The sequence below is a fragment of the Spirosoma horti genome (genome assembly GCF_054776595.1).
Genome location: NZ_BAAHBQ010000008.1, coordinates 402,885 through 429,244, shown reverse-complemented (window position 1 = coordinate 429,244; position 26,360 = coordinate 402,885). Strand labels below are relative to the sequence as shown.

The window sequence follows — 26,360 nt, the reverse complement described above, 5'->3', positions numbered from 1 at the left end:
TTGGAACGACTAGAAGGGGATTTTTTGGCTGAATTGGACATAACCAAGGTGATTTGAGTGAAACAATTTAGGAAATTGTCTCTTCTCATTTTCACCCCTTTTGTCCACTTTCATTTGACGACGTACAGTTACGACGTCACCTTGCTATACTCTGGCTAATATCGACTGTGTTGACCAGTTAAATGACTGCTTTTATTGAAGCGCTTTAATGAGAGGTGGTTAGAAAGAGAAGAGAAAGTAGGAACCTCGCTAGCTGTCGATCTATACATAATTAGCAATTGGATACTCCCAACGCTCGAAAGGGCTGATAGCAAGCGAGTTACTTACCTAAACAAACATAGCTGACACCTTTACACCCTTTCTCGGTTGGGCAGCAAACCTTCCTACGAGACGAGAGTGCTGTCGATGGAGAGCTATCCTTGTAAAAAACTGTGCAGAGTAGCTGCGACGAGATAAAAGAAAATTGTTAATACCATGCTGAGTATAAGCATCAACCACTTCCTTTTATTCACGACGGCAAGATAAAAAGCTACGAAAGCAATGTTAACGGCTACCTGGATGAAAAATAAGAAATTGTCTTTCTGTTTGACACACTCACCTCCACTGAATCCTCCTTCACAAACAGATGAATTATATTTCATGAAGGCCAACATGACAAATATGTTGACCAAGAGCACAACGCCTGCGTTGAGATTCTGGAGCATTTTGGTCATCCGTATCGAAAGTGTATTATGTTAGCCGGAAGCTGCCTAACGAACCACAAACAGCCCAACTGGAGCGTTTCTTGTGTCTACAGGAGCCGCATAACGAGCTAAACCGCTTTGTTAGGGGACGTGCCCCCTGCCGCATACGACCTGACCACTACGTTATTGGCTGTTTGCTTCACCCAGCGACCACGAGGGTTGATGGAATGCGTCACAACATAACTGAAACAAATATAGCTCAGACCTTTACACCCTCGTTTGGTTAGGCTGCTGACTCTCCTTGGGGACGTGCTCCCTGTCACCCGGCAGCTACCCCACAGCGAAGCAGACATCATGAAAGCGGGAAAGTATCATTACGAATTAATCCCCAGTCGTTTAATTGATAGTTTTGGATCAAAGAAATTTGTTTTGCTGTGATAAAAGCCACTTAACGAAAAGTCAGGCGAAGCATGTTCCATCAAGTTATACTCGAGTTCGGATAACAATATTTTCTGCCCTTGCGGCCCCAAAGCATTCCACAACGCTGGCGCGAAGAAAGTATTTTCCACGCATGAAATCATTAATGATGATATAGCACGCTCCAACTTAATATGTGGTAAGGAATTTAGTTGGTCTAGAAATTTGATACCAGAAGTATCATCTGGGAAACATGCCATTATGATTAGTGTCTGATTTTTGTCAGGTAGCACTGTTAGCATAATGTCAGAATAAGGAATCGTCTCATCATCGTTGAAGTTGAACAACTCGTCATTGTAATAGTAAGTAGGAGTTATAATACTGGCACAAGCAACTGGATGCGCGCGGCCAATAATATGAACTAAGTATTCCAGTTCGCTATAAGACTGCGTTTCAATCATTCGGTCGAGTTTAATTTTTGACCGCTCTGCATCCAACAAACTCATTTCGTATCCTCTAATTCTCTGATCGTGATAAGGTGTCTTATACTTCTCCTGATTCATAAATCCTTTCAGACCTTCCTTTCGCGTATGATACGTGTGAGCGAAAGAACGATAAGAGTGTAGAAAATTATGCTTGTCGCTGTCGTCATAAGGAAAATTTTCAATATCAGAAAACAACACAGTATCATGATGATCGCAGAAACCAAAAAACGTTGATGCAACTGCCTTTCCGATAGGCTTTAAGTCACCGAACACGCCATGTTCGTTTGGGGTAGAACTAGTGAAAGTATATAATTTATTTTCTCCATTCACTTCACCCTCAATTACCGATAGCCGTCCATTCCTCTGCAAACTATGAGCCTGCTTAATAGGACCTGAACATTCTTCCTTCTTATGATAGAAACAATCGCTGATTCTACTAATTCCTTTTAGATAACTTACTCCTTTATTGTACTCTATGAGAGTTGGATCTGGAGCCTGTTTATTTGCCTTTGACATATGCTAGATTAATTATTTGTTAACAATCTTTGTAGCACAGATTGTTCTTTGATCAATCTGTAGTTTTCTAAAATCCTTCAATGCTGAGCCGCTGACACACATGCTCAAGCACTATAAACTGCCTTTCTAAGCGGCTATTTTGTCGCACACTACGAGGCAAACGAGCCTGAAAAAGCCCGTCCGGCTGGGCGATTCTCGTGTCAACCGGCAGCTGCCTGACGAGCAAAAAAGGCTACCCTGTCGAGCCGTGTGGCCTGTCGACCGAAGCCCGCGAACATGCTTTTCTTCTTGTTGCATCACCCAACACCCTAAAGGGCTGATGGAGTAGCTCGCAAATCCACTCAACAAACGAAACTCCCACCTTTTACACCCTCTGTCTGTTGGGCTGCTGGCCTCCTTACTGGTGAGCACACTGTCGATAGGAAGCGGCCCTACACGGAGCGAATTATGTAAATAAAATGTGCTGACACAAGTTTACTCAGCTGTTAAATAATCTATATATTCTTTTGCAATTTCGCTCGTTACCATATGCCATTGATTTACTCCGTCAATAACGACATTTGCGCTGCCATACCCTATCAAATGAAAGTCTTTTAGTCCTTTTATTAATAGATTCAAATAATTCTTATTGCCTTCCGCAAATTTGTCAACTAACTGCTTTTCAAGGGCTATTTTAAATAAATAATTTTCACTTTTCTCATTATCATATATGTCTTTTAAAATTAAAATTTGGTGTTCTGTTAGCTTATCAATAATATCAAGGTAAATTAATTTTTTGTCAAGCGGAAGGGGCTTTGTAATTGCCGCTTTTAGATATGACTGTAAGATGGACCGCTTATGTGCTTCAACATTATTTACATAAATACGTGAAGATTTTTGAAATACAGAAATAAATTCATCGTCATTAAAAATATCTTCTTTTGTAAGCTGCCCTTTTTCTGTAATTTCGGTTAAAGTATTCTCAACATATTCAAACCATTCTTCGAGCTTTTTTTGCTGTTTCGGTACTATAACCATTTCTAATAGTTCACCTAATAGCCCCCCTGCAAATGGAATTGCTCCTAAAGCACCTTTGGTTAGTTTGATAGCATAGTCTTGAGCAGACGCTTTTGGAACATCCATAACTGTAAGATTGTAGAGTGGAAATTATTAATTGTTTGTTTTACCCCTGTCGAACAAGGACATCCCAACCTGTCAAACCTCAACAAACAAGGCGTTCGTCTTGTCAATCGAGGCCCGAATATAGAGACCTAAATCCGCCCATTCGGGACGTTTCTCGTGTCGACCAAAGCCGCCTAACGAGCCTCTAAACGGCCGCTGAGACGGCTCCATTGTCGCACGCGAGCCCACCGCTACGTTACAGACTGTTTGGGAACACCCAACATATTTTTGGGCGCGATCTTGCGGAAATATTGTTGCCTAAATGATTAGTGGTTAACCGTTACTATTTCCGTATTTTTTACGTTTCATTCGGTTAATCTGATTCTCAACAGTAAAGAAAACTGTTTGGCAATAGAATGACAAGCTTCATACTATAATTACCATCATCTTATTATAAAGCCCCTTAAAACGCCCTTTTTTAATGACGGTCACCGAACGTCTAACAATTGCGTCAATTCAAGCTTCGATTAATCTCAAATTTTTATCTTGCGAATCAACGTCTACTCTTTAGCCACCCACCTGAGTTATGAGCCAACTTTTTTCAGACGACGAACTATCGATGGAGATTTAGTAAAGATGGAAACGTTATAGTTATAAAAATAGCTGATGATGCACCCAACGCAAGGGTTGGTGGAGCGTTTGGACCTTAGGTGTTGAACAGTATAAAGCGCTTTATAAGGAGAGATTTTCTGGCCATAGAATAAAAAACTAACACAGATTGCCCTTACCAATTTGTTGGCCCACCTCTAAAGAAAGAATATTTAGACGATAGGAGATCAACTACACAAAGCTCAACTAAGTTTGACGTAGTAGTTGGTTAAGATTGAGACTTTATCGAAATGGCTTGAGACCAAGGCGTCACCTTACTAGCCCCAGGCTAAAGCCGACTGAGTTGGCTAGTAAAATGACTAACGTTTTAATTGGGCATTTTATGAAACAATTATTTTTAACAATTGTCAACTCCAGTTATTATCATGCACTTACAGTAACTTCTTTACATCTTCATTCTCGCCATACTCTTCGGCAACAGTTTCAATCAAACTGTCAATAGTTATATTACCTCCTCCACCTAACTTTAAAATTCGAATAGCTTCGACCCACTGTCCCTTACCAGATTGGCCTAGATTAACTAAAGATAAACTCCCACCTGCCGCTATCCATATTTGATTATCTCGCAATCCTCCTGGATAAAGTTTACACATAATTTCAACTAGCTTTTGCTCTCGGGTACGAGCAGTAGCGGCATCTGAAAAATCCAGTTGCCCCAACAGTCCGAACAGGAAGGCGGCAACGTTGGCCGATGCGTATGGTTGGGAGCCTTTGTCGTCCATTGAACCTTTATTGTCCACAAGATCGGAGATTCCGCGAAGCAGCAGGGTTTTAACCATAGGTCGCATGCGGCAGACTTCTAGAAAACCGAGACCTTCCATTTCAATGGCGAGTGCATGGCTAGCGTTTTGTTTAAGAAATTTATGAAGGGCTGATTTAATGGAAGCATCTACCTTTTCACCAGAAGCAATGGTGCCGGTGTAAGTGCTAATGACGGGAGCAAATTCTGGGTTCAAGAGCACCTCCGCTGTTTGTTTCCAAGCCTCGCTTTTTGCATACTGACCGGACAACCTTTCCAACGAATAAGTGGAAGCCCCAAATTGTGGCCGAGGCTTAAAATTGTTCCCTTCCGCCTTTCCACGCTCGTAACCGTAAACATCCCGACCAATGACAATGTCTCCAACTTTTACATCCTTCAACCCACCAGCTACACCTGCAAAAAAGACGTACTCTGGATTAAAATGGGCGATGGCGCGTTCGGTTTCAATGGCGGCATTCACGTTGGTTTGATCTGTACGGGCAACGATCACATCAAGGGTTTCACCGTTGCAGCTATAAGTGCCTTTGATATAGTCGGTGCCGGTTTCAGGATGTGTTACCGGCTCAATATTTTCTAAATGCTGCTCGATTGCGAGACGCTCTACTTCCAGTGCTGTGAGAACGAGGATTGGTTTCTTCATAGAAATTCTTGTAAATTCTCTAATGTTTCATTGTTGGCATAAGCTTCCCGCATTCTTCTGACTAGCTTTTTTACGGTGGGTAATTCACTATTACGCAATATTCGAACAGCAATGTTCCACTTTTCACGACCAGAGCCGAATTTATGAAGTTGCGATAGGTCTCCCCCTGCACTTTCCCAAAGACCATCTTGTTCTGGCCCAGCGGGAAACAGTTTAGATGCAATTTCCAAAAACTCATGCCACCATTCTTCAGAACTGATAGCATCTCGTTTCAATCCGCTGACAGATAGTTTGAGCCGTTGGCGGAACCCGAGTAAGTGGATCGCTTGTAGCAAAGCCGGAACCAAGTCCTTTCTATAAGAGCGATTATTATATAATTGGTCAAGTACTTTATTCCATCTGTTTTTAGAAACCAGCCGACCAAGTTCCTCCGCTTCTAATATTGAAAAGTGATGGTTCTGTATCAACTGCTCTGCATATTTTTCTTCCAAACCGGGCAGTACATTGAATAGCCGTAGTTTCTTGGTGAGTGGAATGGTTTTGCTGCTAACAACATCTTGTTGCACTTGTGGCGATTCCACTTCCCTTTTTAACTCAACTTCAAGGTCATTGTAACTTGATCTGCTATTGGCGAGATCATCAATTAGCTCAACAAGCGTTGCGGTAACGAATCCATAACGGACTTTCTCGGGGAGATTAGGCCAGATGAACGCCCGCTGAGGGTAGTCTTTCAGGTTGCTATACTTGCCGGTGCTCATGGCGTTTAACAGAGTTTCATTAAATGCATTCCCAGCCAGCAGGTGATCGAGAATGTCAAACTGGGTATGCTGTGGGTTGGAAATACCCGACCACACATCACTACCTTGTTCAATGGCCGCTTTCCAGCATTGCTGCCAACCTTCGCTAGTAATGTCTAGGCCCTTTAATAACTTATTGTTATCGGCAATTAATTTTCCAGCGATCCGGTGTAAGCGGGCATCGGTATGACTAGCTGCTACAGGCACAAAAGAACTTCCTCCCATGCTGTCTGATAAGGCTTCTAAAGCTATAGTATACTCTTCGTCCGTGTCTATACGCAATTGTGCTTCAATGGCCTTTTCAGCAGAATAACACTGTACTGCCACTTTCGCATGTAGCAAAAGCCAACCCTTTTGTTCTGCCATATGCACCACTGCTTTGGCTACTGATGTTTCAAGCGTTGGGATTTTTAAGGCCAGCTCGTTTTCAGCATCATCCGGCAGCCAGGCAGTGTGTCGATAGCTCAACACAGGTTCATTTTTCATCCATTGCCACAAAATAGTGGCATCGCTCGATTGTCGTTTTTTCAGCCGGTTATTCGTATAGTCCAAGACTGTGTTAACCCACCAATTTTTCGTTTCAGCTTCGAGTGCTTTTACCAGCACAATACCGCTTTTTTTTGTTTGGCTATCTTGAAGCAGATGGTTGGTAAGCCAACCACGCACCGCATTCGAAGCGGCAGGTATTGCATCCGGGAATCCTTTCCAGGTCTGGTAAGTAAGAGCCGTAAACAAATTTACCGGAGCATTAGGAATGGCTTGAATAATTGCATTCAACAACCTGTTTTTGCCTTTGATGCCAACCTTTTCATTGGGACTAACCTGGGAAATAAAATGTGCCATTACCAATAAATGGTTTAGTGCTGGACTCTTGTCAATCTGGTGGTAAGTCCTGCCATAATCCTGAAGCTGGTTAAGCTTTTCAATCGATTCGATTTTCGGGGCAAAATCGTCAATCAAAAATTGAAAAGGTGCGGCTTCCTTGGTATTTCCCATCAGCCAGTGTGCGGCTGCAGATTGCGGGGTTTCAGTTTCTCTTGAATCAATAATTCGAATGGAATGCCGTCCCCACAGAGTTTTAGCAGCTTCGGGAATGTAGAGCAGGTTGAGGTATCCATTTTTGGCATAAGAGGGCCCAAATGCCACTCCGATTTTCAGCTTTTGCTTTACCTCCAACGGTAATTGGGGCCAGATCCGTGCTATCCATTGCCAGTAGCCTTCCTCCCCCAACCAAACGAATGGGTGGTTTTGCAGCAAGGCATTTGTAGCAGTTACTTCCCTTCCGTCAACATCTCCAGTTGTCGCCACAGCCTCCTGCAAGTGGTACTCCAAGAGGTGCATTTCTGCTTCTTTCTTAATGCTAGGCAGGTGATATTGAAACAAGTCACTGAGATTATGCACTCGGTGCAGGTCCGCTTTTGGAATGAACAGAGCGTGCGAAAATACTCGCCCGGAACGCAGCCCTGGACTTTTGTCAGGAAATGTTTTAATCAGCAGAAAATGATCTTCGGCGAAGAAACCTCGTACCACCGGGCCAGACAAAACCCCTCCTTCAGGTCGATCGGCCAGATCGGTGTAGCCGCTAACGCGTCTAAACAGCTCGTTTTTTCCATCGGAAGCAGCCAGTAGATCATGCCCAGAGGTTTTCCCCTGTACTTCTCCGTATATAGCTTGATGAATAACTATCATAGACTCAAGGCTTTCTCGATCAGACGGGTCAGGTCTTTCTCCCTCGGACTATCGTCCAATACCAGATAACCGAAATTTTGAGGCATCTCGTCTAGGTATTTGTCGCGGGCCTCATCAGTTTTCAGCGGAAATTCCTGAGCGGATACTCCAACTATATTGAAGGCTCCTGGCAACCAGTTGGCTAGGAGGAAATTGGCGAACAGCGGCATCTTCTGCTGCAAGATTTCTTCCGGTCTCAAATCGGTGTTCAATTCGTCCCAACAGGTTAACGCAATGAGTAACCGTGGGGTATCGATGGGGTCTTTCATGCCTGTGCCGCGTGCGTGCAGCAGCACTTGTAATAACTCGATAAACCGGGCCTGATCGGATGTGCCGGACAATGGAGCCTTTGTTTCGTTTTGGTCTTTTACAGCATACCCCTTTTTACTCAAGTCGAAGCGGTGTTCAATTTCAGACGGGCGAATGAAGAGAATCCACCGATCGTTGGTTCTCGCCCGTTCAATCCACGTTTTGTCGTATTCCATCATGGCCACAAGATCGCGTACCTGCTCCCCACCATAATCTTTGCAATGCAACACAAACTCCTGCCCTTCGTGAATGACCGGAATTTTGACCTCCAAATTATCGGTATGAGAAGTCGGTTCTGTTTCTATCCCGTCAGCTAAACGATTGTAGGCGCTTTTGATGCCATCGATATTTTCAGGTGCGAAAGCCAAATGCAACTTTCCTTTTTTACCAACTAAGCGACCGTATAATTGAGCCAGAAAGGTGGTCTTCCCCGATCCAGGTGGCCCAATGATCAATATCTCGTTATTTGTTACCATAGCTGCCTCGGTATAAAAAGAAAAAATCATCTGTTTGAATGGCTGCGGGTGCGATGTGCAGGGGGTGCAGGTTGGCCAGTTGATCGAGTACTATTTTAGTTATGCCTATATTATTAATGTGACAAAGCTGGTCGGAGTCGGACTTCGAATAATTACTGATCTCCAGTGAAAGGGCTGCGGGAAAGTTTTCGGACATGCTTCGTTTGATGGTTTCCACAATGTTTTCACGCATCTGTTCGGCTAGGTCGGCTTTCGACCATACGATCACCACCGGTCTGCCTCGCAGTCCGCTTTTCACCTGTTCGGCTAATTGAATTATGTCGCGCCCCGCCCTACCCCGTTGGTTGATAATAGCCTCGCAGTCTACAAACAACAGGAACGCATGGGCGTTGTCATAGATCCAACGGGCATTCTCAGCAGCCGGGTCATTCACGTTGTCCGCCCATTTTGAGAATACTTCGCCCGATGAGTCGGCAAATAAAACGTCATGTAAGAAGCCGTCGTGGCGCAGCGCAAAGTGATACAGGCTATAAAAATCCTTGTCAGAAGGCGTGGCATCGGGATTTCGTACCGTGCCATTTTCTTGTACCTGCAACGTTTTGGCCTGCAATTCCCATCCGTTCAGTGTATAACTTCCAGCAAAATCCCAGTTTTCGATGCGCTTGCCGTTGAACAACAGTGAGTACAGCATGGCTAGGTAGGTGGTTTTTCCCGCCCCAGACGATCCTACCAAACCGATAATTTTAGGTGTACCTCGATGCGTTAGAAGGTCGAGCTGTTCGGGTCGCAACCATTCTCCCGTCCACGGAATGGACGTAGCCGCTGCTGACTTTTTAGCCGTTTTGGCAGGTGCTTCTACGGCTCCTGAATTTTCAAAATACGGACATTGCTCGTGAAGTGGGCCAGCTAGTTCAAGACAAAAACCGTCAGGTGCATAGCAACCCTCTTTGCTACATTTTCGCTTTGCCATGTCCTGCCTTATTTAGCGATTGACAGTTTATGCGCTTGCAACCCATGAAATAACCACACCGCCAGATCGGACACTGTCAGCTTGGCGGTTTTGTCAATACCCGTTTCTGTAAAAAATCCGGTGGCTTCACCAGACTGCACAACATTAGCCCATGCACTGAGCAAGGGTTTGCGTGCGTTTCCTCCCGAGGCATATTGGTTCAAAGTTGGTTGAATGTCCTTGTGCAGGTTACTGCAATCTATTAGCCATTCGGTGAATAAGCGTTCTTCCTCTGCTTGCTCTCTATGCACGTCTTTCAATGTTTCACGAAGCAGGTAATCCACACTTTCCGGGTAGATAGCCACCACCTGTTCAGCAAGATCGAGCGCCATAGCAACAGCCGCGTTCAATGGGTCTAAGCTGCGGTAGCTGGTATTCAGTGAACGGGAATACAGCGATTGCTTCCACCAAAGGAGCTCAGTGCGCTTGTTGTTGGCGGTGATACTATTGACGAAAGCCTTATTCAACTCTTCAAAAAAAGGTTGAAGTCGGGCAATATAGGAATCGAGGCTTTTTTGAATCAAAGAAGTGATGGCAGAAAGAGATTTTGATTGTCGGGATAAGGCAGAGTTCACGGCTTCTGTAATTCCGATTGCTGACTGTTCGGCCATAAATTGGCTCCACTGCCAATCATAACCATTTGGAGAATAAGGGTTTTTCCCTCCCCCGGCATTTGCACTGTATCCAGAGTGAACCATCGCATCCAGTAAGCGCTGCTTTAGAACTTTTTCATCTAGTTTAACCTCATCTACTCCCTGGATCAAAATTTCTTCTGCTCTTATTTTATTTTCCTGAAGTTTTCGACTAATACCCCAAGTGGCCTGCCCATTTTCTTCCGTTCGGTCGGCTAGCACCTGAAGTAGACCGCTGATTACGCTTTTTTCCGAGCCCAGTTGGTAATATTCGATCACATCACGGGCTGTCAGCCAAACCAATGCTGTAGTGTCCGTATCATCATTCGACAATTGGCTTAGCGATTCCAGGATCACTGCCCGAACGTATGTAGTGGATTTATCTTGAGTGGCAGTCACACTGTTTTTAAAAGCAGGCCACTTTTTGATGATGATTTCCTCCACCTGTCGTACTACTGGGTCGTTGTCTTTCACCTTAGGGTCGAGGGCAACAAGCGTAAAGGGTATTAGTTCTGCCCTTCCCTTACTTTTCGTAAGGTGAATACTGATTTCCTTTACGGCCTTTTTCAGGTTTTCAACATTTTCTTGAACACCAGTTTTAATGTGCTGTTCGTTAAGGTAAGCTTGAAGTATTGATTCAGTCATTTCGGTATGGTTTCTTGTAGTAATTCAACATGCAGGCAACTATAGTTTATATGTCAAAAAATTATATACACTATAGTTGTCTATTTGATAGGGCCATTCATTTCGATCCAAAATCCGACCTATTTTTTGTTTATCACTCGTGCTCTAAATGAGCTACAAATCTTATCACTATACGCACCTGTGTGTCGACTTTTACTTAAAGACATACAGGTGCGTATGGTACGGATAGTAATTTGCAGGTATTAAAACAATCTGTCGCATAAAACGCCCGTCTCAAGCGATGATCGGCGAATCAATACTTATTACGTTGATTATGTATACCTCTTCAAAATCTTTCCCAGCTCTGACAGTTATTGAGTAGTGTCAAGACATACACTAAGAATATTCAACTTGTGTAAACCAGAGTGTAAACCACATAAAAAAAGCCAGATAGCGATTTAGCTAACTGGCTGATTTTCAATGTCGGGGTGGCAGGATTCGAACCTACGACCTCCTGCTCCCAAAGCAGGCGCGATACCGGGCTACGCTACACCCCGAAGAGATATTCTTTCACTCAGCGGAGAGAGAGGGATTCGAACCCTCGGTACCGTTACCAGTACGACAGTTTAGCAAACTGTTCCTTTCGGCCACTCAGGCATCTCTCCGAAGCCAATCAAATCTCTTCCTGATTGATTGGGACACAAAGGTAAGGCAAGAATTCGTTCTCAGCAAGAGGTTAACCAAAAAATCTTTTTTTAATCGCTAATTTCGCCCTTCCTGACGCTTATCCCGGTCGAGCGATTTAACTCATCGTCAGGCTGATACTCTTCCAAATGAACTGGCTTTATTCATTTTCCAGCACCGAATTTATTTTTATTAGCCTCTTTATTGGCCTCTATACACTGTATGTTTGGCGTACATTTCGGCTGGCCCGCCAATTAAATACAGCCGCCTGGGGCGTTGTCCCCAAGTTTTTTCTGCGTGGCATTTATTTGACGCTGTTACTTATTGTCCTGCTGGGGCCCTCTTTTGGTGAAGCTGAAGATAATCTGCTGACGAGTGGCCACGATACGTTTCTACTCGTCGATATTTCACGTTCCATGGATGCGGGCGATGTCGTTCCCACGAGGCTCGAACGGGTCAAATACGATATTCAACAGTTGTGTGATACGCTGCCCGCCGACCGATTTGGCCTGATTATGGCCACTCAGGAGTCGTTCGTGCTGTCGCCCCTAACGGCCGATCATGACGCGCTCAAACAATTGATGCGCGAGGTGCATACAAGCGCTTCGCTCACGGGTGGTACAGATTTATGCAATGCTATTGAACTAGCCCGCCAAAAACTCCTGACCGATTCGTCGACCCATCAAAGTGTGAGAGCCATCGTCCTTTTTAGTGATGGGGAAAACTTCGGCCCCTGCGAGCGCAGCGAGCTGGCTCGCCTGAGATCCTTTGGCCTGCCCCTGATAGCCGTTGGTGTGGGTACAGAAACGGGCGCATCGATTAAAATGGGGCGCGATTTTGTGCGGGACGAGAACCATCAAATTGTTCGCAGTCGACTCAACCGATCATTTTTACAGGAACTCGTCCGCGATGGGCGGGGCCAATACATTGAAGCCGATCCGAATGGACTCTATGTAAACGAGCTGGCCGGGGTTCTGCGTTCGTTAAAAGGGCGGGTCATCGACCAACATCGCGTGGCGGTGTCAACAAATAAGTATTATTATTTTCTGATAGCCGCGCTGATATTCATGGCACTTGATCTAATTGTAACGATTCGAACCTTTAGATTGTGAGTTGGTCTCCCTATTTCGCCTTATTTTTGCCAGCCATCTGTTAACACCTGATGATTTACCTGTTTATGACCGCCTGGCTGCTCTGGAGCGAATTACTGCCGGTGAGTCCGATTTCCCGAAATAATCAAATGCGCCAGGAAGCACAGGCCGCTTATCAGGCAGGCCAGTATGTCCATGCGCTATCGTTATACGCTACGCTAAGCCGTACCACAACCACCATCGATCCGGCCGTGCGATTGAATTTGGGCCATACCTTTTTTAAATTGAATCAATTTACAAAGGCGAAGCCCCAGTACGAGACGTTACTTCAGTCGGACCGACCCGATTTACGCACGGCAGCAGCTACCCAACTGGGCGTTATTGCCTGTTTGGAGCATGACAGCGCAACGGCTCTTTCGTTATTTCGGCAGGCCTTGCTCGAAAACGCCGACAATGAATCAGCCCGCTACAACTTTGAACTCGTCAAGAAATATTACTCCGGGAAAAAGCCATCCCCAACCTCGAAACCAAAAGCGGCCGATAAGAAACCGAAACAGGTAGATAAACCACGTCCGGCAGGTGGGCAGCAAGTAGAACGGTCGGCCCGGCAGGATGAACTATTGCGCCGATTTCAACGCCTGAATCTGAATGAAGAACAAGCCCTTCAACTCCTCGATGCGATGCAGGGCGACGATTTGCCGTATGCCTTGACGCGATCAGCCCGACGATCAACAAAACCAGCCACTTCCGGGAACCGGTGGTAGGCATTCGTGTTACTACTATACTATGAACGAAGTCGTAATTGTTTCTGCTGTTCGAACACCCATTGGTGGTTTCGGAGGGGTTTTGTCAACCTTATCGGCGACTGATCTGGGGGCTGCGGCCATTCGGGGTGCGCTCAGCCGTGCGGGCGTCCAGCCAGATCAGGTTCAGGAGGTTTATATGGGTAATGTTGTATCGGCTAATGTTGGACAAGCACCTGCCAAACAGGCTGCGTTGAAGGCCGGTTTGCCCGCAACGATTCCCTGTACAACCATCAATAAAGTTTGTGCCTCCGGCACGAAAGCCATAATGCTGGCGGCTCAGGCTATTCAGTTAGGACAAGCCGATGTAGTCGTGGCGGGCGGCATGGAAAGCATGTCAAATACCCCTTATTACGTCCCAAAAGCACGTTTTGGCTATAAATATGGCAATGCCGAACTGGTCGATGGCCTGGCCCGCGATGGACTGGTGGATGTGTACGATCAGTGTGCGATGGGTGTTTTTGCCGATAAAACGGCCGAGACTTATGGTATCAGTCGAGAAGAACAGGATGCGTTTACGGTGCAATCCTACCGCCGGTCGGAAGCCAGCACGGAAAGCGGTCGGTTTAGTGCCGAAATCGTTCCTGTCGACGTAGCCGGACGCAAGGGCAACGTGACCATCAGCGAAGATGAAGAATATAAAAATGTTATTTATGACAAAATTCCAACGCTGAAGCCCGCCTTCACGCCCAACGGCACGGTTACACCCGCCAGTTCGTCGCCGATCAGCGATGGCGCATCAGCGCTGGTTGTTATGAGTCGGCAAAAAGCGGAGGAGCTGGGTTTAACACCCCTGGCCCGGATTTTAGGGTATGCGGATGCCGAACAGGAACCTCAATGGTTTACTACGGCCCCTACTAAGGCCGTCCCCCTGGCGCTGCAACGGGCTGGCTTGGCGGCTAATGATATTGATTTTTTTGAGATAAACGAGGCTTTTTCGGTTGTCCCACTTACGTTCAGTAAAGTACTTGAAATTCCTCAAACAAAACTGAACGTATCGGGTGGTGCCGTATCCATGGGGCATCCGCTGGGTGCGTCGGGAGCCCGAATTGTAACGACCCTGACCAACGTGTTGCACCAAAACGGCGGTCGCTTCGGTGCCGTCGGTATTTGCAATGGCGGTGGTGGTGCGTCGGCTATGGTGATTGAAAAATTGTAATGAGGTTGATGGCGCAAGGCTCTGGCCTTGTGCCTACTGTTGTCCGGCCGCTGGCCGGTAGGAACATGTAATGTTTTATATCAAGTATTCCGGCCAGAGGCCGGATAATAGTAAGCATAAGGCCAGAGCCTTACGCCATCAATCCAAAATATAAATGAACGCTATTCAGGAGACCAATTTTCAATTTCCTGGCCAAACGGCCTTTTATCGCGGCAAAGTACGTGATGTTTATTCCTTTCCTGACAAACTGGTCATGATTGCCTCAGACCGGATTTCGGCTTTCGATGTGGTGTTGCCCCGTCCCATTCCGTTTAAAGGTCAGGTACTTAATCAAACAGCGTCCTACTTTCTGCGCGCGACGGCCGATATCGTTCCGAACTGGCTCCTGGAGGTTCCCGATCCCAATGTAAGTATTGGTCTTAAATGCGAGCCGTATGCCGTTGAAATGGTGGTACGCGGGTACTTGGCTGGCCATGCCTGGCGAGAATACCGCGATGGCAAACGAATGCTTTGTGGGGTGGCCTTACCCGAAGGATTACGCGAAAATGATCCGTTGCCTGCGCCCATTATTACGCCTTCAACAAAAGCGCACGAAGGGCATGATGAAGATATCAGCCGCGAAGAAATTTTAAGCCGGGGTATCGTGCCGGAGGGCGAGTACAGTCAACTGGAAAAATACGCCCTGGCTCTTTTTGCGCGCGGTACAGCCATGGCTGCCGAACGGGGACTGATCCTGGTCGATACTAAATATGAGTTTGGCAATCTGGATGACAAGGTTTACCTGATTGACGAAGTGCACACGCCCGACTCGTCGCGTTATTTTTATGCCGACACCTATGCGGAGCAGCAGCAGGCAGGCCAGGCTCAAAAACAATTATCAAAGGAATTCGTTAGAGAATGGCTAATTGCAAATGGTTTTCAGGGCAAAACCGGCCAGCAGATTCCAACAATGTCTGATGAATGGGTCAATCAAATTACAACCCGTTATATTGAGTTGTTCGAAACAGTTACTGGGCAACCGTTTCGGCCCGCCGACGTTTCTGATCCACTCGCACGTATTGAAGCGAACATCGTACAGGCAATTACTCTAAAATAAGCGATTGATCGCCCCGGACAGCATTAGCCTAATTTGGCCGGGTTATCAGTCAAAATTGACTATACATGAATTACACAATCGAAAAAAACGAACAGTTCGCCCTGATCCGGTTAGCCGAAAGTCAGTTTGGGGAAGAGGTATCGACTCCGTTCGAAACGTTAAGTCGAAGTCTATTTCGGGAAGGATACAGCAACATTATTGTTGATGTTGCTGCTGTACAAACGGTTGACCAAGCCGGTCTGACAACCATTCGTCGAATCAACAGGCAATGCATCAATGAAGTTGGCCTATTGATTCTGGTTACGAAAAACGAAGACCTGATTTCTGTTCTGGACAGTGCCAACATCAGCGATCTAACCATTCTGCCAACCGTTGAAGAAGCCGTTGATGCCGTGTTTATGAACGAATTGGAAAACGATTTTCGGAGCGAAGAGGATGACGAGTATGACATCGGGGGGAGCGTCGGTAACGCCGATGCCTAACTCACAAACCCATCAGGAAACGGAACACGCACGGCCCGCCAGTCTGCCTTTTTCCCTAACTATTTTAGGGGCCGGGTCTGCTACGCCCACCCTGCGACTTCACCAGACAGCCCAGTTGCTCACGATCGGGAGCGACTATATGCTCATTGATTGTGGGGAGGGCACGCAGCTACGCCTGCTTGAGCAGCGAATTCGGCCGAGCCGACTCCGTTATATCTTTATCAGCCATCTCCACGGTGACCATTATTTTGGGCTGCCCCCCCTGTTGTCGAGCCTGAACCTGGGAGGACGAACCGAAGATCTTTACCTCTTCGGACCGCGTGGCCTGGATGAAGTCCTGACAACGATCTTCCGGGTTTCAAATTCACATTTAGGATTCCGGCTTCACTTTCAGGCGGTTGAGCCCAATGAATCGGCTCTTTTGCTCGACCATCCACAACTGACGGTCGAGTCCATTCCCTTACAGCACCGAATCGATTGCTCAGGCTATCTTTTCCGGGAGAAACCACACAAACCCCACTTGCTGCGGGAGAAACTTCCGGCTGATGTGCCGGTTGCCTACCTGAAACAGCTAAAAGCGGGTCACGATATTCTGGGGAGCGACGGTGAAATTCTGTATGCTGCCGCCGACTATACCGAACCAGGACCTCCTCCCCGCTCCTACGCCTATTGTTCAGATACGTGCTATGTAGAAGAGCTAGTGCCGCAATTGCAGGGCGTTAGTTTGCTTTACCATGAAGCCACATTTCTGGAGGACAATGCCCAGCGGGCGGCCGAGGTGTATCATTCCACCGCCAAACAGGCCGCTACGATTGCCGCTAAAGCGGGAGCCGGACGGTTATTGATCGGACACTTTTCATCGCGGTATAAGCAGTTCGACTTATTTCTGGACGAGGCCCGTACCATTTTCCCGGAAACCTATCTGGCCACCGAAGGGCAAACGACTCCTGTAGAACCGTAAGCTCGTAAGGAACGACCGACCTGGTGGACTTATAGTGATAAAACATCGTCAGCCACTTATAACTTCTTTGCCTTACCTCGACGGGTTTCTGACTATATTTAGCCCCTAAACTTTATCCATTTATTCATGCTGGCATTTCGCCTGGGTTTTTTAGATATCGGCTGGCTCGATTTACTCGACATTGGACTGGTAGCCCTTCTTATTTACCAGATTTATAATCTCGTTCGTGGAAGCGTTGCCAGTCGGGTATTTGTCGGTTATTTACTGGTTTACCTGGCTTATCTGGTCGTCAAGGCATTGGGGCTCAACCTAATGACAACCATTCTGGAATATTTCATCAGCGTCGGTGCACTGGCCCTGATCATTATTTTCCAGCACGAGATCCGGCGATTTTTGTTACTCATCGGTAAATCGACCAATCTGTCCAGCAACCGATGGTTACGACGGTGGCTGCTTCGCGATTTCGATGCTACTGAAGAATCAACGACTTCGCTAAAGCCCATTCTGGAAACCTGCAAAACGCTAGGTGCCGAGTTTTCGGGAGGGTTGCTGGTGCTCCAGAAAAACGATGATTTAGAAAAATTTGCGGCATCGGGCGAAGTCATTGATGCCGATATATCGAAACCGCTCTTGCTGGCTATTTTTAGCCAGTACAGTCCATTACACGATGGAGCGGTCATCATTAGTGAGGGACGAATCCGGGCCGCCCGCTGTATCCTGCCCGTTTCGGAAGATGATGAATTACCGCCCTCCCTTGGGTTTCGTCATCGGGCTGCTCTGGGGATGAGCGAAGCGACGGATGCGGCTGTTATTGCCGTTTCGGAGGAAAGCGGGCGTTTGTCATTGGCCCTCAATGGCGAGTTATTTACTAACCTTAGCCAGCTCGAATTAGAAAACCAGCTTGAAAAATACCTGCGCGAACCCAAAAGTCGATAGCGCTTCCCTTATTGACAAATGCAAAGGCCCATCCGGATAAACGGCGGGCCTTCTTTGTTAATAGCGATTATACGGGAATGTGTTTGCTAATACTCAAGTATATACGTCAGGTTTTTGGCCTGATCCACAAAGTCCCCAATCTGCTCTACGGAGGGTGGGCGCTGTGTGAACTGCCGAACACTGTTTATCTTAATCAATTTCGCATGCAGATTTTTAGGGTCCCGTTCAGCTAATTCCTTCACGGTATCAACACCAGCCTCTTCCATCAGGTCGCTATAGACACGACCAATTCCCTTTACACGGGCCAAATCGGCACGATTAGCCAATTCCAAAATAATTTTTGCATCAACACCGCTTGCCGAAGCCAGCGCTTTACGATCTGATGGTGTTCTGGTAGCTTCGAGCAATGAATCACTATCACTGATGCCTTGTCCTTTTAAGGCATTTAATACGGCATCCGTAATGCCACGTAGTTCTCCTAACGTAAGGCTCATATTTGACTGGAGTTGAGTTTTAACGTGAACTTTGACCCGACCTTCAGGCCACACAATACATTTTTAACGAACAAGGTACTTTCTTCGGGTATCATTCAAAAGAAATTTCTTCTGAGCGGTAAAGCTTTCCGGGTGGAGCTGAACAAATTCATTCTGCCATTCAGCGTATCGGTCTGGCTCAGCGCTCTGAAACAGGCTGGCATTTATTTTCTTTTGAAGCAAATAGTCTTCAAATTTCATCTTTCTAACTTTATATATTTCTACCAAAAAAACGAAATATTATTTTCGATAGCCTTCTATTCCTGAAGCTAAAAACCCGTTTTGATTAAAAGTACATACAAATATACAAAGTAAACCAGGCTACTGATTTACTGCATGTAGATTATTTACTAGTATTAATCATTCATGCATAGATTAAGTAAGCCCTTCATCATCACCAATTAAGCATACTAATCAGGCACTTAGCTCCCTGATCTGAGCGTATAATAGAGTTCACAGGTCAGTCAATAGCCATCTGAAAACGGCTATTTCATTTAACTGGACAACAAGTGATATCTGTCATTTGTAGGCTAAGCATACATGTAAAAATTCGAATTTATAAATGCGTTTTTTATTACTCCTTAGGCAGCAAAAAAGGATGGAAACGAACGCCATTTATCCGATTAAATTCTACAGAAGGAGCCGCAATTTTAAAGAACTGAGCGGTTCCGATAAACCGCTGTAAGGAAGGCGAAAAGGTGCTGATCCGGGACAAATCGGCATCGGGCGAAATAAAAAACTGACGATAGCGCTCAAACTTAATGGGGCGACCTTCACGATCGACCAGCGGTGGATTTTCGTGTCCACCAATCATTCCACTACCACTATAGCCCACGTCTACATTCAACCAGCGCGGAAATGAGGGGCCAACGGGCAGTATAGACGCCAGATTAACCGAAAGCCAGTACTGCTGGCCGTTATAATCTTTCAGCATTTGTACCCCTGTCGTTTTGCCGAGTACGTTGGGCCGAAAAGGCGGAAAAATCGTTTTTCGAAATCCATACTTTAAACTCACAACCTGCTGCCCCGCCCCATATTGCTGTCCCATAAATAAAGCCGTTCCGGCAGCGTTGGCCAGCATATCGCCTTTCGAAAACCCCCATCCTTCCGAATGGCCATCATACACCTCCAGCGTTGTTTGAAATAACAGGGCCAGCAAGCCCCCGGTCAGAATACTGGCTTGTTCATTTACCCCGCTCCATCGCATCAGCTCATACCCACCCCTACTCATGCAATAAGCCGTGGCCGCATGGCCAACTTTATCCATCTGTAGCCACTCCCGATTGTCATTAAAGGAATGAAAGGGGACTTTTTTCTTGTACCACTGCTTGCGCAGCATAAGCAGTGTAATGGTATAAAAAGCGGCTGTGCCAACCAGTACACCAATGAAGCGCCCTTGCCGGATACCCGTTGGTTCTGGCAGCGCTGGCGTGACAGGCAACGGTTGTGCCCCAACTGACTGACCAAGAAGAAGTATACCTAAACAGAGTCCCAAAAAGGCACGAAACGGGTAGTTCATGGGCTAAAATTATTAAAAATAGGCGGGTTGACCACTTCCTCATTAGGTCATCGGGTCATATTGCCCGACGCACATCTGCCAGATATGCCGCTGATCAAGCCCTCGATCGACTTTTAACAAAAAAATCCGAGCTAGCCAGACGATAAAAAAACGGATAAAACAAAGGTAAATCTATGGTTTTGGAACATCCTGCCCGCCAACTTTGTAACTATATCAGGAATACATACCTGAAAAGAATACATAATTAGCGGTCTAATTAGATCATGGCGAAACGGAGTAAATCAATACAAAAAGGGCCTGATGTAGTCCTGATTGGGGCTGGCATCATGAGTGCCACCTTAGGTGTGTTGCTGAAAGAACTGCAACCCGACATCACAATCGACATCTACGAACGCCTGGACAGTGCGGCTGCCGAAAGTTCGGATGCTTGGAACAATGCCGGAACCGGACACTCGGCTTTCTGTGAACTCAACTATACTCCCGAACAGGAAGATGGCACCATTGACCCGTCAAAGGCCATCAAGATTGCCGAGTCATTTGAGCTATCAAAGCAGTTCTGGGCTTTTCTCATTCAGCGCGGTTTTCTGAACGACGCCCCCAATTTTATCCGGTCGATTCCGCATATGAGTTTTGTGTGGGGCCAGGACAACGTTTCGTATCTCCGCAAACGATATGATGCACTTCAGCAGAACTACCTCTTCCACGGCATGCGCTATTCAGAAGATCCGGCCCAATTAGCCGACTGGATGCCGCTGGTTATGCAGGATCGCGATCCATCGCAACCGGTAGCGGCTACCCGAATGGACATTGGTACGGATGTGAACTTTGGTGCTCTCACGCGGGCCATGTTCCGCCGGTTATATGACATGCCCGGCGTTCACATTCACTTTGCCCACGATGTACGCGACTTGTGGCGCTCAAAATCACTGGGCGGTTGGAAAATCCGGGTAGAAAACGTGACCACCAACCAGGTGCGCGATGTACAGACTCAGTTCATTTTTATCGGTGCGGGGGGTGGCTCGTTACGACTGCTCGAAAAGTCAGATATTCCCGAAAGTCGGGGCTTTGGCGGATTCCCGGTGAGCGGTCAGTGGCTGAAATGTGTTAACCCGGAGGTGATCGAACAACACCAGGCAAAGGTGTATGGAAAAGCCTCGGTGGGTGCTCCCCCTATGTCGGTTCCGCACCTGGACACCCGCATGATCGATGGCAAGCGGGAACTTCTCTTCGGGCCCTACGCTGGTTTTTCGACCAAATTTCTGAAAAGTGGTTCCTACATGGATCTGCCCAAATCCATTCAGCTAAGCAACATGGCGCCCATGCTCATGGCTGGTCTGCATAATGTGTCGCTTACCAAGTACCTTATTCAGCAAGTGTTGCAATCGCCAGAAGATCGGCTGAATGCCCTGCGGGAATACTACCCGGACGCTAAGATGGACGATTGGGAACTGGAAATTGCCGGTCAGCGGGTGCAGGTTATCAAGAAAGACGACGAAGAAGGCGGTGTGCTTGAGTTTGGTACGGAAGTAGTCAGTGCAGCCGATGGCAGCATTGCGGCTCTGCTAGGTGCCTCGCCGGGTGCGTCAACGGCCGTTTCGATCATGCTCGATTTATTGAAGCGTTGCTTTCCTGAACAGCTGGCCACCGATGGCTGGCAGCAAAAGCTAAAAGAGATGATACCAAGTTATGGACAGGTTCTGGCCAACAACCCTGCGCTTGGGCAGGAGCTTAGAAAACAAACAAGCGAGGTACTGGGCCTTGGTGTTTACGAGTACACCACCAGCGATAAGTAAGAAGTCTGTATACTGCTTGAACCAAGGCTAATAGTCACAAACAGAATAGCCCTTTAATAGTCTCAAAAACCTTCGTCGAACGGCAGAGTATGTCTGTTCGAACGAAGGTTTTTTTATGGCGCACCCGTTCCCTTGTTCAGGTATTGCTGCCTACCGACTCGTCTAGCCAGACCTACTAATTGCCTGACTTCTGGAATAACTTACCAGATAGCTACTAAGTACTTTTACAAATCTCCCTCAGGGACTACTTCTTGAGAAAATATTGATCTAAATGGATGTTACTACCGCTTATGGATGCGCTTGCCCTACAATAAGGTCTATTAACCCGCTATAGTCCGTTGGCATAGTTATAAACAAACGCATTAGTAATTATTTTTTTAAGTATAATTCCTATTTACAGTCAACGAATTTGCTGCTTTCTACAGCCAACTATAAAATTATGCATTTCTACAAGTTAACATAATTAGATTTATGTAAACTTTATAATTAAATAATGCAATAAAAAACACATTATATTACTATATGTAAATTTATTTCGTCTAAAAATTGCAAGTAGACAAGTGGTTTAGTAGTTTTCTACGCCCATAGAATAACTTAATATTAACTAATATTAATATTTGAATACTTTATTTACTGTGCGTAACTTGAAAAACCCTTTATCTCAAGGAGTGGCGATGCTGCTTCGCTGCGCTCCTGTATGCCTGCTACTAGGCAACAGTTTATCTCCTTCCTTCGGGCAAACCATTTATTATGTAGCCAGCTCGGGCAACGATTCAAATAACGGACGCTCAAGCGATACGCCCTTTCAAACCATTTCAAAGATTAACAGCCTATCGCTGCAACCCGGAGATCAGGTATTATTTCGACGGAATGATACGTTTCAGGGCAGCCTTCAACTCCGGCAGTCGGGCACTTCCACTAACCCAATAGTGGTTGATGCGTATGGGTCGGGCAATAAGCCTGTTCTATCCGGCGCTATACCGGTTAGCAACTGGACGAACATGGGCAATAATATCTGGCAGGCCAGTTGCCCGGGCTGCGGAGATCGGCTGACGGGCTTGTACCGCGACAATGCTGCCCTCCCGCTGGGCCGCTACCCTAACCTGAGTGCAGCCAACAAAGGCTATCTAACGGTCCAATCACACAACGGTAAAACGCAACTCACCAGCCAGCAGGGGTTGTCAACCAATTGGTCGGGGGCAGAAGTCGTTTACCGGCCCGTACAGTGGATATTGAATCGGGCAACCATCACCGGCCAATCGGGCAATACCTTCACGCTGATTAGTGCCGGCAACTATGATCTTGCCGATAACTGGGGTTATTTTATCCAAAACCACCCGGCCACCCTCGACCAGCGGGGCGAATGGTATTACAACCCAGCCAATAAAACGATTCGGCTATACGATGATCAGACAAATCCCAACAGCCAGTCAGTAACAGCCACGGTGTTCAATGAAGGCGTCAGTATTTCGTCGGCCTCGTTCGTAAGGGTCCGTAATCTGAAAATTACCCAGACAGGAGCAACGGGCCTACTGGCCACGAACAGTTCCAATCTGACCATCAGTAACGTCGACATCACCTTATCGGGAGAGGATGCCCTGCGCGTTCAGGGAAGTGGGCAGCAACTAGTACTGGAAAACAACCTGATCGAAGATGCCAATAACAATGGGGTTGACATTGCCACCTACCAGAATGTTACCTTCCGGGGTAATACCATTCGGCGTATTGGTCTGGTTCCGGGTCGCGGGAAAAGTGGCGATGGCATGTATGTTGGCTTTCAGTCGGCCAGTACAGCAAACACCTTGATCGAGAACAATGTGCTTGACAACATTGGCTATAATGCGCTTAACTTCTCGACCAGCACCACCGTTCAGCGCAATCAGATCAGTAACTTTTGCCTGACCAAAAGCGACGGTAGTGGCCTGTATATCTGGAATGGCAATCAGCAGGTCATGGACGATATTCACCTGATTTCAAATGTTATTTTCAACGGCATTGGCGCTCCCGAAGGATCGCCCGATGGCACGTCTGCGGGGGCTCATGGAATTTACCTCGACGACTGTACAAAAAATATCGAAGTAGCCAGCAATACGGTGTATAACTGCCGTGGGCTGGGCATTTACTTACACGGCTCGTCTAACGTTAATCTAAACGGTAACACGGCTTATAACAACAATGATGGGCAGTTATCCATTACGAGCGCTGGCGGATGCCAGCCGCGCAATAACCAGATTCGGAATAACATTTTTGTGAGTCGGCTGGCAAACCAGTTCAACGTAAAGTACGAGTCGAATCAAAACGATTTAAGTAGCTACGGCCAGTTCGATAACAACGCCTATGGACGTCCGTTCGAAGATACGTATAAGGTGCTGGCGGTGTATAACCGAACGACCGGAGCGTCTCTCTCGCTGGCTCAGTGGCAATCCCAATACAACAAAGACCTAACGACTACCAACAGCCCAATCACGTATTCGTCGGGTAATCCCGACGATTATATCAAGTGTCTGGCGAACTGTTCGGCAAATGCAAATCAGGTTTCTCTGGAGGGCACCTACCGCGACATGCGCAACCGCCTGTATACGGGCCAGGTAACCATACCCGCGTTTTCATCGATGGTTCTGCTAAAAGACATTGCACTATCGACGCCGTTACGCGAGGCCGACAATCCAGCCAATGCCGTAACCGGACTGGATTACAGTTACTACGAAGGCAACTGGAATAACCTGCCGGCTTTCAGCACCTTAACCCCTGTTAAGACTGGAGTGACCAACACACCGACGCTGGCTGTACGGAACCGCGATGACAACTTCGCGCTCCGCTATACCGGCTACGTGAGTATTCCGGCCGACGGTATTTATACATTCTATACCAATTCTGACGATGGCAGTAAGCTCCTGATCGGCACAACGGAAGTCGTTAATAACGATGGGGGGCACGCTACCCAGGAACGCTCCGGCACGATTGGCCTAAAGGCGGGTCTCCATGCCCTATCCATTCTTTATTTTGAAGGCAGTGGGGATCAGGCCCTGACCGTTAGTTATAGCGGCCCCAATTTGGGCAAGCAGGCGATTCCTGACGCATCCTTTAAGCGAGTGGCACCGGTTCTGTCCCTACGAAATGCCGATAACCTGGCAAACACAACCAGCGGTCTGGATTACAGCTACTACGAAGGAAGCTGGGACAATCTGCCTGCCTTTAGTACTCTCACTCCAGTTAAAACAGGAACGGTTACAAACCCCAGCCTCACGGTTCGTAACCGGGACAGCAATTATGGCATTCGATACACGGGCTACATCAGTATTCCGACGGATGGGATGTATACGTTTTACACAACGTCTGATGATGGTAGTAAACTTCTGATCGGAGCTACCGAGGTAGTCAACAATGACGGCCTGCATGCCGATCAGGAACGGTCAGGTACAATTGGCCTGAAAGCCGGCCTGCATGCCATAAGCATTCTTTTTCTTCAGGGCGGAGGTGGCCAAACGTTGATTGTCAGCTATAGCGGTCCCAATCTGAACAAGCAAGTAATACCGGATGCCGCTTTTCGACGCGTTGCACCTACTCAATCTTTAGTCAGTACCAGTACCAGCAATAACACCGGAACTGGCACGGGTCTACGGGCCGCTTATTTTAATAACGCTTCCTTAACGGCACCCAGTGTACTGACCCGTACCGACGCTACGGTAGATTTCGACTGGGGCACTGGTTCACCGGCTTCGGGCACGATCAATACCGACAATTTCTCGGTTCGGTGGACGGGGCAGGTCGAAGCACCCGTCAGTGGTGCCTACACCTTCAGCACCAATGCCGATGATGGCGTTCGGCTCTGGGTAAATGGTACACAAATCATCAATGACTGGAACGCTCACCCGCCCGTAATCAACAATAGTTCTTCCATAAACCTAACCGCCGGACAACGGTATGATATTCGCCTGGAGTATTTCGAAAATTCCGGCGGGGCTTTGGCAAAACTGTTGTGGACCTATCCAGGACAGACCCAGCAAACGGTTCCTCAGATCCGATTATACCCAGCTGCGACGGCCTATGCCGGTGGGCGACTGGGCATTTCCGGCGAAATTGACGCGGTAGGTCCTTTATTGAAGAATGTGTACCCAATTCCGGCCAGGCAAAATTTATGGATCCAGTATTATGCAGAAACAGCCGGGGAGGCCACTATCCAGTTGGTTAACTCAGCCGCCTTGCCTGTCCACCAGACAAGCCATCAGGTTGTGCCGGGAGAAAACCTGATCAATGTAGCCGTGGATCAGCTAAACCGGGGAAGCTATGTGTTGACCCTTACCCAAAATCAGCAGCGGCTAAGTCGCAAGGTGATCCTGATGGAGTAGTTTGTATAAACCTGCGGATGGCCTGTTGCGCCTAGCCCGTAAATGTTTAACTCATTTTGTACCTTGTGCCACGGTGTCCTCATCGTGGCACAAGTCATTTCTGGCCTG

The 26,360-nt window shown here is 47.0% G+C and carries 19 protein-coding genes and 2 tRNA genes; 9 read left to right on the top strand and 12 right to left on the bottom strand.

Going from position 1 to position 26,360, the window contains the following annotated elements:
* Positions 1 to 1,057 precede the first annotated feature (1,057 nt).
* The 9 genes from ACYVAM_RS25490 to ACYVAM_RS25450 form a co-directional block, all read right to left on the bottom strand.
* Positions 1,058 to 2,101 (bottom strand): hypothetical protein, encoded by a 1,044-nt coding sequence (locus tag ACYVAM_RS25490; RefSeq protein WP_461072367.1) that lies wholly within the window; start codon positions 2,099 to 2,101, stop codon positions 1,058 to 1,060.
* A 474-nt stretch (positions 2,102 to 2,575) separates the two neighbouring features.
* Complete coding sequence (locus ACYVAM_RS25485) at positions 2,576 to 3,223, bottom strand: hypothetical protein (protein ID WP_461072365.1); 648 nt, start codon at positions 3,221 to 3,223, stop codon at positions 2,576 to 2,578.
* Positions 3,224 to 4,242: 1,019 nt separating this feature from the next.
* Positions 4,243 to 5,271, bottom strand: coding sequence for a 5'-methylthioadenosine/S-adenosylhomocysteine nucleosidase family protein (locus ACYVAM_RS25480; protein ID WP_461072363.1), 1,029 nt, complete (start codon positions 5,269 to 5,271; stop codon positions 4,243 to 4,245).
* A complete protein-coding gene (locus tag ACYVAM_RS25475; RefSeq protein ID WP_461072361.1) occupies positions 5,268 to 7,757 on the bottom strand; it encodes a GAP1-N1 domain-containing protein in 2,490 nt (829 codons plus the stop codon). The genes ACYVAM_RS25480 and ACYVAM_RS25475 overlap by 4 nt, the downstream gene beginning before the upstream one ends.
* A complete protein-coding gene (locus tag ACYVAM_RS25470; RefSeq protein ID WP_461072359.1) occupies positions 7,754 to 8,581 on the bottom strand; it encodes a TRAFAC clade GTPase domain-containing protein in 828 nt (275 codons plus the stop codon). The genes ACYVAM_RS25475 and ACYVAM_RS25470 overlap by 4 nt, the downstream gene beginning before the upstream one ends.
* Complete coding sequence (locus ACYVAM_RS25465; RefSeq protein WP_461072357.1) at positions 8,568 to 9,551, bottom strand: TRAFAC clade GTPase domain-containing protein; 984 nt, start codon at positions 9,549 to 9,551, stop codon at positions 8,568 to 8,570. The genes ACYVAM_RS25470 and ACYVAM_RS25465 overlap by 14 nt, the downstream gene beginning before the upstream one ends.
* An 8-nt stretch (positions 9,552 to 9,559) precedes the next feature.
* Entirely contained in the window at positions 9,560 to 10,867 is a 1,308-nt protein-coding gene (locus ACYVAM_RS25460; RefSeq protein WP_461072355.1) for a GTPase-associated system all-helical protein GASH, read from the bottom strand.
* A 462-nt stretch (positions 10,868 to 11,329) separates the two neighbouring features.
* Positions 11,330 to 11,403 (bottom strand) — tRNA-Pro (locus ACYVAM_RS25455).
* A 21-nt stretch (positions 11,404 to 11,424) separates the two neighbouring features.
* Positions 11,425 to 11,511 (bottom strand) — tRNA-Ser (locus tag ACYVAM_RS25450).
* 168 nt (positions 11,512 to 11,679) lie between these two features.
* Here ACYVAM_RS25450 and ACYVAM_RS25445 point away from each other — a divergent pair.
* From ACYVAM_RS25445 to cdaA, 7 genes are all read left to right on the top strand, one after another.
* Positions 11,680 to 12,642, top strand: a complete 963-nt coding sequence (locus tag ACYVAM_RS25445; protein ID WP_461072353.1) for a vWA domain-containing protein — start codon at positions 11,680 to 11,682, stop codon at positions 12,640 to 12,642.
* A 50-nt stretch (positions 12,643 to 12,692) separates the two neighbouring features.
* Positions 12,693 to 13,385, top strand: a complete 693-nt coding sequence (locus tag ACYVAM_RS25440; protein WP_461072351.1) for a tetratricopeptide repeat protein — start codon at positions 12,693 to 12,695, stop codon at positions 13,383 to 13,385.
* Between the two features lie 22 nt (positions 13,386 to 13,407).
* Positions 13,408 to 14,583, top strand: coding sequence for an acetyl-CoA C-acyltransferase (locus tag ACYVAM_RS25435; RefSeq protein WP_461072349.1), 1,176 nt, complete (start codon positions 13,408 to 13,410; stop codon positions 14,581 to 14,583).
* Between the two features lie 154 nt (positions 14,584 to 14,737).
* Positions 14,738 to 15,679 (top strand): phosphoribosylaminoimidazolesuccinocarboxamide synthase, encoded by a 942-nt coding sequence (locus ACYVAM_RS25430; RefSeq protein ID WP_461072347.1) that lies wholly within the window; start codon positions 14,738 to 14,740, stop codon positions 15,677 to 15,679.
* A gap of 65 nt (positions 15,680 to 15,744) precedes the next feature.
* Positions 15,745 to 16,161, top strand: a complete 417-nt coding sequence (locus ACYVAM_RS25425; RefSeq protein WP_461072346.1) for an STAS domain-containing protein — start codon at positions 15,745 to 15,747, stop codon at positions 16,159 to 16,161.
* A complete protein-coding gene (locus ACYVAM_RS25420) occupies positions 16,154 to 17,122 on the top strand; it encodes a ribonuclease Z (protein WP_461072344.1) in 969 nt (322 codons plus the stop codon). Before ACYVAM_RS25425 ends, ACYVAM_RS25420 begins: the two co-directional genes overlap by 8 nt.
* Before the next feature lie 126 nt (positions 17,123 to 17,248).
* Entirely contained in the window at positions 17,249 to 18,058 is an 810-nt protein-coding gene (gene cdaA / locus ACYVAM_RS25415) for a diadenylate cyclase CdaA (protein ID WP_461072342.1), read from the top strand.
* 86 nt (positions 18,059 to 18,144) lie between these two features.
* On the opposite strand, the gene ACYVAM_RS25410 is transcribed toward cdaA, so the two are convergent.
* The 3 genes from ACYVAM_RS25410 to ACYVAM_RS25400 all read right to left on the bottom strand — a co-directional run bounded on the left by ACYVAM_RS25410 (position 18,145) and on the right by ACYVAM_RS25400 (position 20,110).
* Positions 18,145 to 18,552 carry a DUF4332 domain-containing protein gene (locus ACYVAM_RS25410; RefSeq protein ID WP_461072340.1) on the bottom strand — a complete coding sequence of 136 codons (408 nt, stop codon included), beginning with the start codon at positions 18,550 to 18,552 and terminating at the stop codon, positions 18,145 to 18,147.
* 63 nt (positions 18,553 to 18,615) lie between these two features.
* Positions 18,616 to 18,792: a hypothetical protein gene (locus ACYVAM_RS25405; protein ID WP_461072338.1), complete on the bottom strand. Its 177-nt coding sequence runs from the start codon at positions 18,790 to 18,792 to the stop codon at positions 18,616 to 18,618.
* Between the two features lie 373 nt (positions 18,793 to 19,165).
* Positions 19,166 to 20,110, bottom strand: a complete 945-nt coding sequence (locus ACYVAM_RS25400; protein ID WP_461072336.1) for a DUF2279 domain-containing protein — start codon at positions 20,108 to 20,110, stop codon at positions 19,166 to 19,168.
* Between the two features lie 263 nt (positions 20,111 to 20,373).
* On the opposite strand from ACYVAM_RS25400, the gene ACYVAM_RS25395 reads away from it, so the two are divergent.
* Together ACYVAM_RS25395 and ACYVAM_RS25390 are read left to right on the top strand one after the other, a co-directional pair.
* Positions 20,374 to 21,903 (top strand): malate:quinone oxidoreductase, encoded by a 1,530-nt coding sequence (locus ACYVAM_RS25395; protein ID WP_461072334.1) that lies wholly within the window; start codon positions 20,374 to 20,376, stop codon positions 21,901 to 21,903.
* Positions 21,904 to 22,547: 644 nt separating this feature from the next.
* Positions 22,548 to 26,252: a PA14 domain-containing protein gene (locus tag ACYVAM_RS25390; RefSeq protein WP_461072332.1), complete on the top strand. Its 3,705-nt coding sequence runs from the start codon at positions 22,548 to 22,550 to the stop codon at positions 26,250 to 26,252.
* Positions 26,253 to 26,360 lie beyond the last annotated feature (108 nt).

Bases quoted from the DNA above. Each gene is read 5' to 3' on its own strand.
- ACYVAM_RS25490 (WP_461072367.1), bottom strand. From the start codon at position 2,101: ATGTCAAAGGCAAATAAACAGGCTCCAGATCCAACTCTCATAGAGTAC.
- ACYVAM_RS25485 (WP_461072365.1), bottom strand. From the start codon at position 3,223: ATGGATGTTCCAAAAGCGTCTGCTCAAGACTATGCTATCAAACTAACC.
- ACYVAM_RS25480 (WP_461072363.1), bottom strand. From the start codon at position 5,271: ATGAAGAAACCAATCCTCGTTCTCACAGCACTGGAAGTAGAGCGTCTC.
- ACYVAM_RS25475 (WP_461072361.1), bottom strand. From the start codon at position 7,757: ATGATAGTTATTCATCAAGCTATATACGGAGAAGTACAGGGGAAAACC.
- ACYVAM_RS25470 (WP_461072359.1), bottom strand. From the start codon at position 8,581: ATGGTAACAAATAACGAGATATTGATCATTGGGCCACCTGGATCGGGG.
- ACYVAM_RS25465 (WP_461072357.1), bottom strand. From the start codon at position 9,551: ATGGCAAAGCGAAAATGTAGCAAAGAGGGTTGCTATGCACCTGACGGT.
- ACYVAM_RS25460 (WP_461072355.1), bottom strand. From the start codon at position 10,867: ATGACTGAATCAATACTTCAAGCTTACCTTAACGAACAGCACATTAAA.
- ACYVAM_RS25445 (WP_461072353.1), top strand. From the start codon at position 11,680: ATGAACTGGCTTTATTCATTTTCCAGCACCGAATTTATTTTTATTAGC.
- ACYVAM_RS25440 (WP_461072351.1), top strand. From the start codon at position 12,693: ATGATTTACCTGTTTATGACCGCCTGGCTGCTCTGGAGCGAATTACTG.
- ACYVAM_RS25435 (WP_461072349.1), top strand. From the start codon at position 13,408: ATGAACGAAGTCGTAATTGTTTCTGCTGTTCGAACACCCATTGGTGGT.
- ACYVAM_RS25430 (WP_461072347.1), top strand. From the start codon at position 14,738: ATGAACGCTATTCAGGAGACCAATTTTCAATTTCCTGGCCAAACGGCC.
- ACYVAM_RS25425 (WP_461072346.1), top strand. From the start codon at position 15,745: ATGAATTACACAATCGAAAAAAACGAACAGTTCGCCCTGATCCGGTTA.
- ACYVAM_RS25420 (WP_461072344.1), top strand. From the start codon at position 16,154: ATGCCTAACTCACAAACCCATCAGGAAACGGAACACGCACGGCCCGCC.
- cdaA (WP_461072342.1), top strand. From the start codon at position 17,249: ATGCTGGCATTTCGCCTGGGTTTTTTAGATATCGGCTGGCTCGATTTA.
- ACYVAM_RS25410 (WP_461072340.1), bottom strand. From the start codon at position 18,552: ATGAGCCTTACGTTAGGAGAACTACGTGGCATTACGGATGCCGTATTA.
- ACYVAM_RS25405 (WP_461072338.1), bottom strand. From the start codon at position 18,792: ATGAAATTTGAAGACTATTTGCTTCAAAAGAAAATAAATGCCAGCCTG.
- ACYVAM_RS25400 (WP_461072336.1), bottom strand. From the start codon at position 20,110: ATGAACTACCCGTTTCGTGCCTTTTTGGGACTCTGTTTAGGTATACTT.
- ACYVAM_RS25395 (WP_461072334.1), top strand. From the start codon at position 20,374: ATGGCGAAACGGAGTAAATCAATACAAAAAGGGCCTGATGTAGTCCTG.